Raw genomic sequence first — 14537 nt, forward strand, 5'->3', positions numbered from 1 at the left:
GGAGAGCCGATAAATCAAGAGGAGCGCCGATAAATCAAGAGGAGCGCCGATAAATCAAGAGGAGAGCCGATAAATTAAGAGGAGAGCCGATAAATCAAGATGAGAGCTGATAAACCAAGAGGAGAGCCGATAAATTAAGAGGAGAGTCGATAAATTAAGAGGAGAGCCGATAAATCAAGAGGAAAGCCGATAAAACAAGAGGAGTACCGATAAATCAGAGCAAAGGCTTCTAATTAAAAAAGCTGATATAATGCGTCCCCACCATACCATCGTGATCGGCGCAAGGTCGCTCTATCTCGTGGTATACTTTAATTGATTTGTTGGAGAAAATGATAAGGTACGTATACATATAAACGTTGAGAAGGAGTGTGTTTATGATAGTCGGTGTAGAATTGGATATGGTTGTGAAAGATAGCTTGAAGGCATTGGAGTTATACGAGAATATATTTGATATCAAGCGAGTGGAGGTTTCCAATCTTCCTCGTGGGGAAAATGAGGTAGTTTTTACCTTATACGATGTTCGTTTTCACATGTTAGATGAAAATCCTGAATTTCATTTGGTTGCACCAAGTCCTGAGGATCCTAAAACGAGTTGGGTGAATGTTTCTGTCCCTGACATTAAGGAGACTTATCAAAAAGCGATGGATGCCGGTTGTACAGAGGTACAAGCAGTGACGGATTTAATGGATTACGGTGTATCGAATGCGATATTCATGGATCCGTTTGGTTATGTATGGATGCTGCATCAAGTCCATAAAGAGGTTAGTCATGAAGAACGTCTACAGCTTTGGGAGGAAGAAAAGAAGAAGAAATAGTTTCTGGAGATAACAGAAAAGGGGGTGTCGGTTTGGCACCCTTATTTTTCTAGCCCAATTTCCATGCCAAAAAAATTTACATAAATAGGGGAATCAAACTTGAAAGATAACGTTTTTGAAGAGCTGAAGGAAACATTATCACAAATTGGATTGCAATCTTGGTGAACAGATTTTTATGAACCAAAACGCCTCCCTGTTTCTATCCAGAAGTACCAAGTAAATAAAGTCACGCGCCCAAGCTAAGATGGTACCTTTAATTTATTTTTACAAAAACAAAATGCCCAAGGAGATGGAGAAAATGAGAATCCCTATTTATCAGATTGATGCGTTTACCAATGAACCATTTAAAGGAAATCCAGCGGCGGTTTGTCCATTAGAGGAATGGATCGAGGATGATGTCATGCAACAGATTGCGGCAGAAAATAATTTGTCTGAAACAGCCTTCTTTGTTAAAAAAGAGGAGGCTTATGAGTTGAGGTGGTTCACGCCAAAGGGGGAAGTTGACTTATGTGGACACGCGACTTTGGCATCTGCTTATGTCATATGCACGTATGTGGATGACAAGGCGAGTCATGTAACATTCCAAACCAAGAGTGGACGCTTAGAGGTAGCTAAGGATGGTAGCCTGTTTACCATGAGCTTGCCTTCTAGAGAAGGGGAGAAATGCGAGGTTCCAGAGGCTCTTGTGAAAGGGTTAGGGAAGGTGCCGAAAGCGGTCTATCAATCTAGAGATTATTTGGCGGTATTGGAGACCGAACAGGATATTTTAGATTTGGAATTAAATATGGAAGAACTTAAGAAGCTAGACGGTTTTGGTGTTATCGTGACAGCGAAAGGGAAGGAAGTAGATTTTGTATCCAGATTTTTTGCACCAAAGGCAGGGATTGATGAGGACCCTGTAACCGGTTCCGCTCACTGCACATTGATTCCGTACTGGAAGAAGGTTTGGAAGAAAAACGAATTCGTTGCGCTCCAATTATCCGAACGTGGCGGGAAGCTTTATTGTACGGACTTGGGTGATACGGTAAACATAGCTGGGGAGGCTGTAGCTTATTTAGAAGGCTATATCCAGCTTTAGTAAAGAGAGTGCTTTTCATATGATTGTTTTCTATCGTGGGGGGACTATTTTTGAAAAAAAGTTCCTCAACATGAGAAAAATGGCGAGCGAAATATGGTACCATCGTTAATGTACAATCATCAGCTGGGGAAATAACTGAATTCTTACCGTTATCTTAATCGCAGGTGTACTGAACTGTGGAACGATGGGATATTTAGATATAAAACGGGCGGCAATGGATAAGCGTAAAAAATAATTGCTTTAATTTTGAATGTCGTCTTTTTCAACGAGAGGGTTAATCCATCAAGATTAGCACTCTTTTTTTTGTAATTCGTTCCCAATTTTAAAGGAAAATGACTTTCGTTTATAGAAAGGTGTAGTGTAAAAAAAATGTACCAACCGACGACGGAGGAGGAGATTCCATGCGTAAAAGCCCAATAAAAAACAAAGTGAACCTAGTATTTATTCCTGTTCGCAATATAGAAAAATCAAAAGAATGGTATTCCAATATCTTAGGAATAAAAGATGGGGAAGTCCATTTTGAACATTTATTTGTAGCGGAAATGGAAGGGGCGGGTATGATTCTTGACACCATGCCCCAGTGGAGAGAGGAAAATGGGGAGCTTCCTCGATTGAATTTTCCTGCTATCCAATTCGCCACTGAAGATATTCATGCATCCTACCGTTTTATGAAAGAAAATGGGGTGGAGCTTGTAACCGATGTTCAGCATGACCAATTTTTTGTGTTTAAGGATCCGGATGGAAATATGCTGATGGTGTGTGAGGATAAGGAATGAACGGTATTTTTAAGCGCAGCCTGTATATGTCATAGGGCGCGTCGTAGAACCGATAAAGGACGTAACAAAGTGAAAAAAGGAAGGTGGGGAAGTAAAATGAGCTATGAGATTGTGAAACTACCAGCCTATCGGGCCATCGGATTAAAATGGGAGGGGACATTTACAGAAATTGTACCGCATTTAAAAAATGTCATCCAACAAATGCAAGCCCGTTCAGTGGAGTTGGAAAATAAGCGGAATCCTAGTATTCAATTGGGATTATCCTATCATGTGATTGAAAATGGTTTTCGGCACTATTCTATGTTTGAGGTAAGTGACGAACAGGATATTCCTGATGGGATGATCGAAATAAATGTACCGGAATGGACGTACGTGAAGACGACACATAACAAAGGAGAAGATATAGCAAAGACGTATTCGGATTTACATCAGTGGTTATTTAAGAGTGACTATACGGCTTATAGAGAGGTAGGGGTAGATTATTATGACCCTTATATGCCAATAAAACATGAATATTATCCAGTTGATTGTAATCCAAATGACCCACATTTTGAAATTTTTATTCCGATTATAAAAAAACAAGAAAGCTGATAGTGATAGAAACGAGCACAGCCATGGGCCAGAAGTCTTCCCCATAAGAAGCATTCATGGTGAAACTTTAAATTCTTCCATTCGTAAGTAAGGTATGAGACAAAGGGAGTTTGGAGGTTTAATAGGAAATGGAATACATATTCATCATCATAGCTTTTCTCCTTATCATAAATGTATCGATTAGGATGCGTGATTTAGAAGGTCGCATCAAAAGAATGCAGTATACCGTAGACCAATTAGCGCAGCAAACGGATCTGCCTGAAAACCCAATCCATGATGAACTACATGAGCTGATAAAAGAGGGGAAAGACGTAAAAGCAGTCAAAAAAGCGAGAGTAGCTTTCGGCTTTTCCCTATTAGAAGAATATATCGATAAGCTGAAATCCGATAGCAAATAATACCTAATTTATTTATAAAATACTACACTAGCGATATAAGAGTTAATCAAGGAGTTTGTTTATAGCAATTCCATTAATAAGTTTTTAATTGTTAGACAGGGGAGGAGAGAATTGACTTACAGTTACAAAATATCAAAAACACAAAGAGTTTATTTTTTTCTTTTATTTATATGGATGGTATGGGGAATGTTTACGATGACAGATAATCCCACAGTTCTCATACCATTTCTAATAGTTAACTTTGCAATAATCTTTATCCATTTCAAGTTTCAGATAGTAGAGGGTTCCCTGATTTTCCAAGTCCATTTATTTACATTGACCATTTATAAAAAGAAAGTTGATCATCAACAAATTGATAGGATGACGGTTAAACGTGTTGGCTGGGGAAAGAAACGTAGTGTTACGGTAAAAAGCAAAAAAGGTTTTAATTTGCGAATTTCTAATTTTTATCCAGAAAAAACCCATAATGATTTGATGGACTTTGCAAGTGAGTATGGAATACCTGTTTCTAAGGTGTAGGATAAAACCAAGAGGAGTGCCGATAAACCCAGAGGAAAGCCGATAAACCAGGAGGAGTGCTGATAAAGTAAGAGGAAAGCCGATAAACCAGGAGGAGCGCCGATAAACCAGGAGGAGCGCCGATAAACCAGGAGGAGCGCCGATAAACCAGGAGGAGCGCCGATAAACCCAGAGGAGCGCCGATAAACCCAGAGGAGCGCCGATAAACCCAGAGGAGCGCCGATAAACCCAGAGGAGTGCCGATAAACCCAGAGGACAGCCGATAAACCAGGAGGAGCGCCGATAAACCAAGAGGAAAGCCGATAAACCAGGAGGACTACCGATAAAATAAAAAAGTAGCCACCCACCACTCCAATCAACGTGTGGGCTAACTACTACCTCATAAACATCATATAAGCAGCCGTTCTTCATGCGGCATGCAATGGGAAAATTAGGGTGTTGATTTTTTGTTGGAAGGGTGCTGGAACGGTTCTTTCGGTGCGGGCCGATATGTAAGCAGAAACCTGATATATCTTGGTCGACCCCTAATAAACCATCCTCCCACGACACCATGGGCCGATGTACCTGACCCTCCGTCCCACGCTCAAGTGGACAAGGAACCTGACCCCACTTCCTTGTGACCCCTTGCCCCACCCCCCGACCTTTCCTTTACCTCCCGTTTACATTTTTTACTCCCACTTAAACATTTTTAAGAAAGTTAGCTGTGTGTGTTACTTAATGACTAGATTCTAAAAATATCCTCTATTATCGGATGATTTTAATAGTTTGACGGTGAACAAATGTATATCTAACGCTGATCTGTCCGTATAGTTAGGGGAAACTTCCACAAATAGAATTTCCTATTTTTTCCTACCTTTATCCCGCATTGAAAGTCGTAATCATGAGTGGATAATAGTCCTGTTTTCTCCATATCTTGTGAGACAAATGCATTATATTTATTCGTTTATGCTAAATTTACCTTAATAAAACAGTAATTACATATTCTTTCTTTAAGATAGAGTTATACCATATGTATTAAAACAAAACAAAGAGGAGGAAATGATGAATGAAGGTTTGGGTAAAGAAGGTCATGGTATTATGGAGTCTAGTCATGGTAGTAGGACTTTCTCTAGGTGGCCCGCTTGAGGCTTCTGCCAAAAAAGCAAAAGGGGAAGCAGTAGACTTAAATGTGATGACGTTCAATTTAAGGTATCTTAACGATCATGATGCATCCCCTCATTCGTGGGAAGAAAGACGTAATACTGTACGTCAAGTGATTCGTTCCAATCAGCCGGATATCATTGGAACCCAGGAAATCGTATACCAACAGGTCAAGGACATGGAGCAGGATTTACCTAATTACGATTGGATAGGGATGGGCCGTGAAGGGGGAAGTAAAGGAGAATTCATGGCTATCTTTTATAATCAGAACCAGTTTACACCATTAGAATATGATCATTTCTGGTTATCAGACACTCCTGATGTGATTGGTTCCACTTCTTGGGGAAACACCATTCCGCGTATGGCGACATGGGTTAAGTTCCAAGATAATCATTCTGGCAAAGAATTCTATTTTGTAAATACGCATTTCGACCATCGATCCGTTGAAGCGAGAGAGAAAAGTGCGGAATTAATTTCCGAGAAAGTGAAGGAGTTTGATCCGAATTTACCTGTCATCTTAACGGGTGATTTCAATACAAGACCTGGAAGCAAGCCTTATAACACACTAATAAACGAAGGAAACTTTGTTGATACGTGGGTCGCTGCTGAAACTAGAATTAATGAAGGCATAGGAACATTCAATGGATTCGATGACCCAACTGGTGGTGGGAAAGATAACCGAATCGATTGGGTGCTTTCCAAAGGAAATGTTACTACAACGAAAAGTGAAATCATAGATTATCAAAAGAATGGTCAATTTCCTAGTGATCATTACCCAGTTATGGCGGAGGTTGTACTTCACTAATTGAAGGTGGATGGTTAAAAGAGATGAACGTAAAAGTTCATCTCTTTTCTACTTTTTCCATCTTATGCAAGCGATGCCTCGTTCCCCATTCATGCATTTCCACTAAAATTTTTTCTAAGCTCCTACCATATTCCGTAATCGAATATTCTACTTTTGGAGGAACTTGTGGAAAAACAACTCGCTGAATGATATCCTCTTCCTCTAATTCCCTCAAATGTTTGGTTAACATCTTCTGTGTAATTTTAGGGATACTACGTTTTAGTTCATTGAATCTCATGGTACCGTTCTTCATTAAATGCAATAAAATAATTGGTTTCCATTTTCCCACAATAATATCTAAAGCATCGTCCACCTGACATAATTCTGGTTCGATATTCATGTTACCTACCTCCAATAGTATCCTTTTGTATACTATACCACTTTAAAGTGCGTACTTACCTAAATGTTCATTACTAATTATAATAGCATTGACAATAGGAAATGGGAAAGAGGGGTTTCTGTGGGGAAACGTGAGAATGATAAATGTTCTGGAATGGAACTTGGTATATATACGTTGGGGGATTATTTATTACCAAAAGAAAATGAAAAACCAATAACGGAATATCAGCGGATGAAAAATATGGTTGAGATGGCCAAAATTGCTGATGATATGGGGTTAGATGTTTTTGGAGTAGGTGAAAGTCATCAAGCGCTTTTTGTTGCTTCTTCTCCACAAACAATTATGGCAAAGATAGCTGGAGTAACGAACAACATAAAATTAATTAGTGCTTCTACCGTATTAAGTGCACTGGACCCTGTAAGAGTGTATGAAGACTTTTCCACGTTAGATTTACTATCAGACGGACGAACAGAGATTGTAGCTGGAAGGGGTTCACGGTATGGTGCTTATCAGTTATTCGGATATGATTTGAATGATTATGATGAATTATTTGAGGAAAAGTTTGAGCTCCTGCTGCAATTGAATCAGGGACAACCCATAACATGGAACGGAACATTCCGTCCAGCTTTAAAAAATGTAAAAATTTACCCGAAACCATTCAATGGAAAACTTCCTATTTGGAGAGCTGTTGGACAACATTTTGCAAGCGCCATGCAAGCAGGTAAAATGGGCGTTCCCATGAACGTAGCAGCATTATATGGTGCCTCAAGTATTTTTGAAAAAAGAGTGTCTGCATATAGAAAAGCTGCAAAAGAATCAGGGCATGACCCTGAAGAGCTTCCTATTGCAGTCGCAACCATGATGTATATGGATAAAGATTCACAATCAGCATTTAAAGATTATTATCCTTATCTGAATAATACATTTAATCAGGTAAGAGGTGTAAATTTTCCAAAAGAACATTATAAAGAAGCAAATAATATAAAGAATGCAATGATGGTGGGTAGCCCGCAACAAATCATTGAGAAAATCCTATATCAGTATGAACTGTTTGAACATCAACGGTTTATTGTTCAACTTGACCATGGAAATATACCTTATAAAAAAGTGGTTGAAATGATGGAGATGTTTGCGGTTGACGTGGCTCCTGCCATACGAAAGGCAACGAAAAAGTAATAAATGAAAGAAGGATGATTAAAATGGGAATGGAAAAATATCGATTGGATAAAAGGAAAGGGCTAGAGTTCGGAATATACACATTAGGGGATCATATACAAAACCCTGCAACAGGAGAACGTATATCAGCACAGCAGNCCAGAGGACAGCCGATAAACCAGGAGGAGCGCCGATAAACCAAGAGGAAAGCCGATAAACCAGGAGGACTACCGATAAAATAAAAAAGTAGCCACCCACCACTCCAATCAACGTGTGGGCTAACTACTACCTCATAAACATCATATAAGCAGCCGTTCTTCATGCGGCATGCAATGGGAAAATTAGGGTGTTGATTTTTTGTTGGAAGGGTGCTGGAACGGTTCTTTCGGTGCGGGCCGATATGTAAGCAGAAACCTGATATATCTTGGTCGACCCCTAATAAACCATCCTCCCACGACACCATGGGCCGATGTACCTGACCCTCCGTCCCACGCTCAAGTGGACAAGGAACCTGACCCCACTTCCTTGTGACCCCTTGCCCCACCCCCCGACCTTTCCTTTACCTCCCGTTTACATTTTTTACTCCCACTTAAACATTTTTAAGAAAGTTAGCTGTGTGTGTTACTTAATGACTAGATTCTAAAAATATCCTCTATTATCGGATGATTTTAATAGTTTGACGGTGAACAAATGTATATCTAACGCTGATCTGTCCGTATAGTTAGGGGAAACTTCCACAAATAGAATTTCCTATTTTTTCCTACCTTTATCCCGCATTGAAAGTCGTAATCATGAGTGGATAATAGTCCTGTTTTCTCCATATCTTGTGAGACAAATGCATTATATTTATTCGTTTATGCTAAATTTACCTTAATAAAACAGTAATTACATATTCTTTCTTTAAGATAGAGTTATACCATATGTATTAAAACAAAACAAAGAGGAGGAAATGATGAATGAAGGTTTGGGTAAAGAAGGTCATGGTATTATGGAGTCTAGTCATGGTAGTAGGACTTTCTCTAGGTGGCCCGCTTGAGGCTTCTGCCAAAAAAGCAAAAGGGGAAGCAGTAGACTTAAATGTGATGACGTTCAATTTAAGGTATCTTAACGATCATGATGCATCCCCTCATTCGTGGGAAGAAAGACGTAATACTGTACGTCAAGTGATTCGTTCCAATCAGCCGGATATCATTGGAACCCAGGAAATCGTATACCAACAGGTCAAGGACATGGAGCAGGATTTACCTAATTACGATTGGATAGGGATGGGCCGTGAAGGGGGAAGTAAAGGAGAATTCATGGCTATCTTTTATAATCAGAACCAGTTTACACCATTAGAATATGATCATTTCTGGTTATCAGACACTCCTGATGTGATTGGTTCCACTTCTTGGGGAAACACCATTCCGCGTATGGCGACATGGGTTAAGTTCCAAGATAATCATTCTGGCAAAGAATTCTATTTTGTAAATACGCATTTCGACCATCGATCCGTTGAAGCGAGAGAGAAAAGTGCGGAATTAATTTCCGAGAAAGTGAAGGAGTTTGATCCGAATTTACCTGTCATCTTAACGGGTGATTTCAATACAAGACCTGGAAGCAAGCCTTATAACACACTAATAAACGAAGGAAACTTTGTTGATACGTGGGTCGCTGCTGAAACTAGAATTAATGAAGGCATAGGAACATTCAATGGATTCGATGACCCAACTGGTGGTGGGAAAGATAACCGAATCGATTGGGTGCTTTCCAAAGGAAATGTTACTACAACGAAAAGTGAAATCATAGATTATCAAAAGAATGGTCAATTTCCTAGTGATCATTACCCAGTTATGGCGGAGGTTGTACTTCACTAATTGAAGGTGGATGGTTAAAAGAGATGAACGTAAAAGTTCATCTCTTTTCTACTTTTTCCATCTTATGCAAGCGATGCCTCGTTCCCCATTCATGCATTTCCACTAAAATTTTTTCTAAGCTCCTACCATATTCCGTAATCGAATATTCTACTTTTGGAGGAACTTGTGGAAAAACAACTCGCTGAATGATATCCTCTTCCTCTAATTCCCTCAAATGTTTGGTTAACATCTTCTGTGTAATTTTAGGGATACTACGTTTTAGTTCATTGAATCTCATGGTACCGTTCTTCATTAAATGCAATAAAATAATTGGTTTCCATTTTCCCACAATAATATCTAAAGCATCGTCCACCTGACATAATTCTGGTTCGATATTCATGTTACCTACCTCCAATAGTATCCTTTTGTATACTATACCACTTTAAAGTGCGTACTTACCTAAATGTTCATTACTAATTATAATAGCATTGACAATAGGAAATGGGAAAGAGGGGTTTCTGTGGGGAAACGTGAGAATGATAAATGTTCTGGAATGGAACTTGGTATATATACGTTGGGGGATTATTTATTACCAAAAGAAAATGAAAAACCAATAACGGAATATCAGCGGATGAAAAATATGGTTGAGATGGCCAAAATTGCTGATGATATGGGGTTAGATGTTTTTGGAGTAGGTGAAAGTCATCAAGCGCTTTTTGTTGCTTCTTCTCCACAAACAATTATGGCAAAGATAGCTGGAGTAACGAACAACATAAAATTAATTAGTGCTTCTACCGTATTAAGTGCACTGGACCCTGTAAGAGTGTATGAAGACTTTTCCACGTTAGATTTACTATCAGACGGACGAACAGAGATTGTAGCTGGAAGGGGTTCACGGTATGGTGCTTATCAGTTATTCGGATATGATTTGAATGATTATGATGAATTATTTGAGGAAAAGTTTGAGCTCCTGCTGCAATTGAATCAGGGACAACCCATAACATGGAACGGAACATTCCGTCCAGCTTTAAAAAATGTAAAAATTTACCCGAAACCATTCAATGGAAAACTTCCTATTTGGAGAGCTGTTGGACAACATTTTGCAAGCGCCATGCAAGCAGGTAAAATGGGCGTTCCCATGAACGTAGCAGCATTATATGGTGCCTCAAGTATTTTTGAAAAAAGAGTGTCTGCATATAGAAAAGCTGCAAAAGAATCAGGGCATGACCCTGAAGAGCTTCCTATTGCAGTCGCAACCATGATGTATATGGATAAAGATTCACAATCAGCATTTAAAGATTATTATCCTTATCTGAATAATACATTTAATCAGGTAAGAGGTGTAAATTTTCCAAAAGAACATTATAAAGAAGCAAATAATATAAAGAATGCAATGATGGTGGGTAGCCCGCAACAAATCATTGAGAAAATCCTATATCAGTATGAACTGTTTGAACATCAACGGTTTATTGTTCAACTTGACCATGGAAATATACCTTATAAAAAAGTGGTTGAAATGATGGAGATGTTTGCGGTTGACGTGGCTCCTGCCATACGAAAGGCAACGAAAAAGTAATAAATGAAAGAAGGATGATTAAAATGGGAATGGAAAAATATCGATTGGATAAAAGGAAAGGGCTAGAGTTCGGAATATACACATTAGGGGATCATATACAAAACCCTGCAACAGGAGAACGTATATCAGCACAGCAGCGAATTCAAGAAATCATCGAATTAGCGAAACTAGCCGAGCAAGCAGGTATTGATTTCTTCAGTGTTGGTGAGAGCCATCAGGAATATTTTACGACTCAGGCCCACTCTGTCGTTCTTGCAGCCATTGCACAGGCTACAGATAAGATAAAAATTGGAAGTTCCTCCACTATAATTAGTACATCGGATCCTGTCCGTGTATATGAGGATTTCGCTACCATTGATTTAATTTCAAAAGGTCGTACAGAAATTATTGCTGGTCGTGCATCGAGAGTAGGTTTATTTGATCTTTTAGGTTATGATCTCCGAGACTATGAAGAATTATTTGAAGAAAAATTTGAGTTATTATTGAAGATTAATAAAGAAGAAGTTGTAAATTGGGAAGGGAAATTCCGTAAGCCATTACGAGATGCTAAAGTGATTCCACGTCCATTAGAAGGATCTATGCCAATTTGGCGTGCAGTTGGAGGCCCTCCGGCTAGTGCCATAAAGGCAGGTTTCCAGGGGGTGCCGATGTTTTTAGCTATATTAGGAGGTCCGGCATCATCTTTTAAGATTTCAGTAGATGCCTATCGTGAAGCATTGCAACGTGCTGGGCATCACCCAAATGACTTTCCAGTTTCTACAGCAGGTTTCTTCTATGCAGCTGAAACGACACAACAGGCACAAAGAGAGGTATATCCACATATTGATCTTGGAATGAAGTTAATAAATGGACGAGGTTACCCCAAACAACAATTTGCCCAAGGTGCAGATACACGTGATGTGATGAATATTGGCAGTCCGCAACAAATTATTGAAAAACTACTTTATCAACATGAAATGTTTGGACATCAACGATATATTGCACAAATAGATTTTGGTGGTGTGCCATTTGACAAATTGATGAAAAATATGGAGTTGATTGGAAATGAAATTTTACCTGCAGTAAAGAAATATACAGCAAAAAATCAGGAGGACTAAAAATGAAAATCGTCGGTTTATCCGGTTCAAAAGTAGGATCAAAAACAAGAACAGCTATGGACTACACGGTAAAAGAACTGGAAGAACAATATCCAGATATGGAAGTGACGCTAATAGATTTAGCAGAATATGAAATGCAATTTAGTGATGGTCGCAACTACAGAGAATATGAAGGTGATACAAAATACGTAGCTGAGACGATTATGGAAGCAGATGCAATCATTATTGGAACACCGATCTTTCAAGCATCGATACCGGCTACATTAAAGAACATATTTGACTTGCTTCCTGAAAAGGCATTTCGTGACAAGGTTGTCAGTATGCTTGTGACAGCGGGATCACCAAAGCATTATTTAATCGTAGAACAACAACTAAAACCGATTTTATCCTATATGAAAGCACAAGTTGTTCAGACGTATGTATTTATTGAAGAAAAAGATTTTTATCGAAAAGAAATCGTTAATGATGATATCATCTTCCGCATTCAACGTTTAGTAGAGGATACCGTAGTTTTAACCGAGACCTACACCAATATACGGAAAGCAAAAGAAGAAGAATATGGTTTTTAATGAAGAATTATAAAAAAGGTATATTTAAGATTTCGGACAATCCAACAATTGAAATAGGAGAATCCTTAAAACCTACGTATAAAGAAATGGAAGAATGGTCATATGAATGGGTTAATTTTATATAGATAGGTAGTGTAATGAAATACGATGGAGGATTTCAAGAGAGAAAACGTGAAACACCTGCTAAAAAAGAATTAACAAAATTTTTTATGCAAAGGAGGAATTACCTATGTTATTAATTATTATTCAAATACTATTGGCTCTCATGTTTCTTATCGCTGGGTTACCGAAATTCACATCAGATCAGCACAAGGAGTCTTTTAAAAATTATGGCTACCCACAATGGTTCCGTATTTTTACAGCGATTGTAGAAGTAGGAATAGCAGCCTTACTAATAATTGGTATATGGAATCAACAGTTAGCTGCGATTGGAGGATTTCTTGTCATTGCAACCATGATAGGAGCTATTTTTACACATATAAAATGTAAGGATAGTTTTAAAAATATTGTATTGCCAATTGTACTGCTTGTGTTAGGAGTAAGTGTATTTTTGCAAAAATCAAGTGCTTTTCTTGGTTAACTGCTATGAATAAGGAATGATTTTAATAAAACCAGATGGAATGGAACCATCTGGTTTATTTGTATGGTTTGTAATTGACTGGAAAGCTGATATCTTGACCGGAGAGCTGATATCTTGACCGGAAAGCTGATATCTTGAGCGGAAAGCTGATATATGAAAAGGAAAGCCGATATCTTGAGCAAAAAGCCGATATCTTGATCGGAAAGCCGATATCTTGATCGGAAAGCTGATATATGGAAAGGAAAGCTGATATCTTGATCGGAAAGCTGATATCTTGATCGGAAAGCTGATATCTTGATCGGAAAGCTGATATCTTGATCGGAAAGCTGATATCTTGATCGGAAAGCCGATATCTTGATCGGACAGCCGATATCTTGATCGGAAAGCTGATATATTGACTGGAAAGCCGATATATTGACTGGAAAGCTGATATCTTGAACGGACAGCCGATATCTTGATCGGAAAGCTGATATATTGGAAGGAAAGCCGATATATGGAACGGAAAGCTGATATCTTGACTGGAAAGCTGATATCTTGACTGTAAAGCCGATATCTTGATTGGAAAGCTGATATCTTGACTGTAAAGCCGATATCTTGAGCGGAAAGCTGATATCTTGACCGGAAAGCTGATATCTTGACCGGAAAGCTGATATATTGACTGGAAAGCTGATATCTTGAACGGAAAGCTGATATATTGACTGGAAAGCTGATATCTTGACCGGAAAGCTGATATCTTGACCGGAAAGCTGATATCTTGACCGGAAAGCTGATATCTTGACCGGAAAGCTGATATCTTGGAAGGAAAGCCGATATATTGAGCGGAAAGCTGATATATCTAGAGAAACACCGATAAACCTGTCACGAGCGCCGATAACCTGCCACGAATACTGATAACCCCTGAGAAAAGCCGATAACCAAAACAAGCTTATCACCCTACACCCTACCAAATTTCATGCTAACCAGCCCTCCACCACAAGGCCCGCTAACAAACCATAAAAAAAGCTGTTAAATGATACAAAAAAAAGTAGCTACCCACGTCTCCAATCAACGTGTGTGGTAACTACTTCTTCTATATAATAAAACATCATATAAGCAGCCGTCTTCATGCGGCATGTAATGAGAAAATGAGGGAGCTGATGTTGGAAGGGAGCTGGAACGAATCTGTCGGAGTGGGCGGATGCGTAGGCAGAAACCCGCTATTCCTTGGCTGAAGCCTAAAGATCA

The 14537-nt window shown here is 39.0% G+C and carries 17 protein-coding genes; 14 read left to right on the forward strand and 3 right to left on the reverse strand.

Annotation, left to right across the window (positions count from 1 at the left end):
• The first annotated feature begins 377 nt into the window (after positions 1-377).
• From CAO17_RS00180 to CAO17_RS00210, 7 genes are all read left to right on the forward strand, one after another.
• The gene (locus CAO17_RS00180) at positions 378-815 is read left to right on the forward strand and encodes a VOC family protein (protein ID WP_085994335.1); all 438 of its coding nucleotides are present in this window, start codon (positions 378-380) and stop codon (positions 813-815) included.
• A gap of 298 nt (positions 816-1113) precedes the next feature.
• The gene (locus CAO17_RS00185) at positions 1114-1893 is read left to right on the forward strand and encodes a PhzF family phenazine biosynthesis protein (RefSeq protein ID WP_085990865.1); all 780 of its coding nucleotides are present in this window, start codon (positions 1114-1116) and stop codon (positions 1891-1893) included.
• Positions 1894-2294: 401 nt separating this feature from the next.
• Complete coding sequence (locus CAO17_RS00190) at positions 2295-2669, forward strand: VOC family protein (RefSeq protein ID WP_085990866.1); 375 nt, start codon at positions 2295-2297, stop codon at positions 2667-2669.
• 96 nt (positions 2670-2765) lie between these two features.
• Positions 2766-3260, forward strand: a complete 495-nt coding sequence (locus CAO17_RS00195) for a GyrI-like domain-containing protein (protein ID WP_085990867.1) — start codon at positions 2766-2768, stop codon at positions 3258-3260.
• A gap of 128 nt (positions 3261-3388) precedes the next feature.
• A complete protein-coding gene (locus CAO17_RS00200; protein ID WP_085990868.1) occupies positions 3389-3658 on the forward strand; it encodes a hypothetical protein in 270 nt (89 codons plus the stop codon).
• A gap of 195 nt (positions 3659-3853) precedes the next feature.
• Positions 3854-4177: a hypothetical protein gene (locus CAO17_RS00205; protein ID WP_143833683.1), complete on the forward strand. Its 324-nt coding sequence runs from the start codon at positions 3854-3856 to the stop codon at positions 4175-4177.
• Between the two features lie 1045 nt (positions 4178-5222).
• Complete coding sequence (locus CAO17_RS00210) at positions 5223-6122, forward strand: endonuclease/exonuclease/phosphatase family protein (RefSeq protein WP_085990870.1); 900 nt, start codon at positions 5223-5225, stop codon at positions 6120-6122.
• Between the two features lie 37 nt (positions 6123-6159).
• Here CAO17_RS00210 and CAO17_RS00215 read toward each other — a convergent pair whose 3' ends face one another.
• The gene (locus CAO17_RS00215) at positions 6160-6501 is read right to left on the reverse strand and encodes a winged helix-turn-helix transcriptional regulator (protein ID WP_085990871.1); all 342 of its coding nucleotides are present in this window, start codon (positions 6499-6501) and stop codon (positions 6160-6162) included.
• A gap of 120 nt (positions 6502-6621) precedes the next feature.
• Between CAO17_RS00215 and CAO17_RS00220 the strand changes: the two genes are divergently transcribed.
• Positions 6622-7677: an LLM class flavin-dependent oxidoreductase gene (locus CAO17_RS00220; RefSeq protein ID WP_085990872.1), complete on the forward strand. Its 1056-nt coding sequence runs from the start codon at positions 6622-6624 to the stop codon at positions 7675-7677.
• 935 nt (positions 7678-8612) lie between these two features.
• Positions 8613-9512 carry an endonuclease/exonuclease/phosphatase family protein gene (locus CAO17_RS00225; RefSeq protein WP_085990870.1) on the forward strand — a complete coding sequence of 300 codons (900 nt, stop codon included), beginning with the start codon at positions 8613-8615 and terminating at the stop codon, positions 9510-9512.
• A 37-nt stretch (positions 9513-9549) separates the two neighbouring features.
• Here the strand turns inward: CAO17_RS00225 and CAO17_RS00230 are convergent, their stop codons facing one another.
• Complete coding sequence (locus CAO17_RS00230) at positions 9550-9891, reverse strand: winged helix-turn-helix transcriptional regulator (protein WP_085990871.1); 342 nt, start codon at positions 9889-9891, stop codon at positions 9550-9552.
• Positions 9892-10011: 120 nt separating this feature from the next.
• Between CAO17_RS00230 and CAO17_RS00235 the strand changes: the two genes are divergently transcribed.
• The 5 genes from CAO17_RS00235 to CAO17_RS00250 all read left to right on the forward strand — a co-directional run bounded on the left by CAO17_RS00235 (position 10012) and on the right by CAO17_RS00250 (position 13313).
• A complete protein-coding gene (locus CAO17_RS00235; RefSeq protein ID WP_085990872.1) occupies positions 10012-11067 on the forward strand; it encodes an LLM class flavin-dependent oxidoreductase in 1056 nt (351 codons plus the stop codon).
• Between the two features lie 29 nt (positions 11068-11096).
• A complete protein-coding gene (locus tag CAO17_RS00240; protein WP_085994336.1) occupies positions 11097-12164 on the forward strand; it encodes an LLM class flavin-dependent oxidoreductase in 1068 nt (355 codons plus the stop codon).
• A gap of 2 nt (positions 12165-12166) precedes the next feature.
• A complete protein-coding gene (locus CAO17_RS00245; protein ID WP_085990873.1) occupies positions 12167-12733 on the forward strand; it encodes an NADPH-dependent FMN reductase in 567 nt (188 codons plus the stop codon).
• Entirely contained in the window at positions 12733-12858 is a 126-nt protein-coding gene (locus tag CAO17_RS21785) for a hypothetical protein (protein ID WP_281252895.1), read from the forward strand. Before CAO17_RS00245 ends, CAO17_RS21785 begins: the two co-directional genes overlap by 1 nt.
• A 104-nt stretch (positions 12859-12962) precedes the next feature.
• The gene (locus CAO17_RS00250; protein ID WP_085990874.1) at positions 12963-13313 is read left to right on the forward strand and encodes a DoxX family protein; all 351 of its coding nucleotides are present in this window, start codon (positions 12963-12965) and stop codon (positions 13311-13313) included.
• Here the strand turns inward: CAO17_RS00250 and CAO17_RS20625 are convergent.
• On the reverse strand, positions 13310-14236 hold the full coding sequence (locus tag CAO17_RS20625; RefSeq protein WP_143833684.1) for a hypothetical protein: 927 nt from the start codon (positions 14234-14236) through the stop codon (positions 13310-13312). The two genes, CAO17_RS00250 and CAO17_RS20625, sit on opposite strands and share 4 nt — an antisense overlap.
• Positions 14237-14537: the final 301 nt, after the last annotated feature.

The organism is Oceanobacillus senegalensis (genome assembly GCF_900176885.1).
Taxonomy (GTDB): domain Bacteria; phylum Bacillota; class Bacilli; order Bacillales; family Amphibacillaceae; genus Oceanobacillus; species Oceanobacillus senegalensis.

What these genes read in the sequence shown, in the direction of transcription:
- CAO17_RS00245 (WP_085990873.1), top strand. Translation starts at nt 12,167, where the DNA reads ATGAAAATCGTCGGTTTATCCGGTTCAAAAGTAGGATCAAAAACAAGA.
- CAO17_RS00230 (WP_085990871.1), bottom strand. Translation starts at nt 9,891, where the DNA reads ATGAATATCGAACCAGAATTATGTCAGGTGGACGATGCTTTAGATATT.
- CAO17_RS00215 (WP_085990871.1), bottom strand. Translation starts at nt 6,501, where the DNA reads ATGAATATCGAACCAGAATTATGTCAGGTGGACGATGCTTTAGATATT.
- CAO17_RS00205 (WP_143833683.1), top strand. Translation starts at nt 3,854, where the DNA reads ATGACAGATAATCCCACAGTTCTCATACCATTTCTAATAGTTAACTTT.
- CAO17_RS00225 (WP_085990870.1), top strand. Translation starts at nt 8,613, where the DNA reads ATGAAGGTTTGGGTAAAGAAGGTCATGGTATTATGGAGTCTAGTCATG.
- CAO17_RS00250 (WP_085990874.1), top strand. Translation starts at nt 12,963, where the DNA reads ATGTTATTAATTATTATTCAAATACTATTGGCTCTCATGTTTCTTATC.
- CAO17_RS00185 (WP_085990865.1), top strand. Translation starts at nt 1,114, where the DNA reads ATGAGAATCCCTATTTATCAGATTGATGCGTTTACCAATGAACCATTT.
- CAO17_RS00210 (WP_085990870.1), top strand. Translation starts at nt 5,223, where the DNA reads ATGAAGGTTTGGGTAAAGAAGGTCATGGTATTATGGAGTCTAGTCATG.
- CAO17_RS00200 (WP_085990868.1), top strand. Translation starts at nt 3,389, where the DNA reads ATGGAATACATATTCATCATCATAGCTTTTCTCCTTATCATAAATGTA.
- CAO17_RS00195 (WP_085990867.1), top strand. Translation starts at nt 2,766, where the DNA reads ATGAGCTATGAGATTGTGAAACTACCAGCCTATCGGGCCATCGGATTA.
- CAO17_RS00190 (WP_085990866.1), top strand. Translation starts at nt 2,295, where the DNA reads ATGCGTAAAAGCCCAATAAAAAACAAAGTGAACCTAGTATTTATTCCT.
- CAO17_RS21785 (WP_281252895.1), top strand. Translation starts at nt 12,733, where the DNA reads ATGAAGAATTATAAAAAAGGTATATTTAAGATTTCGGACAATCCAACA.
- CAO17_RS00240 (WP_085994336.1), top strand. Translation starts at nt 11,097, where the DNA reads ATGGAAAAATATCGATTGGATAAAAGGAAAGGGCTAGAGTTCGGAATA.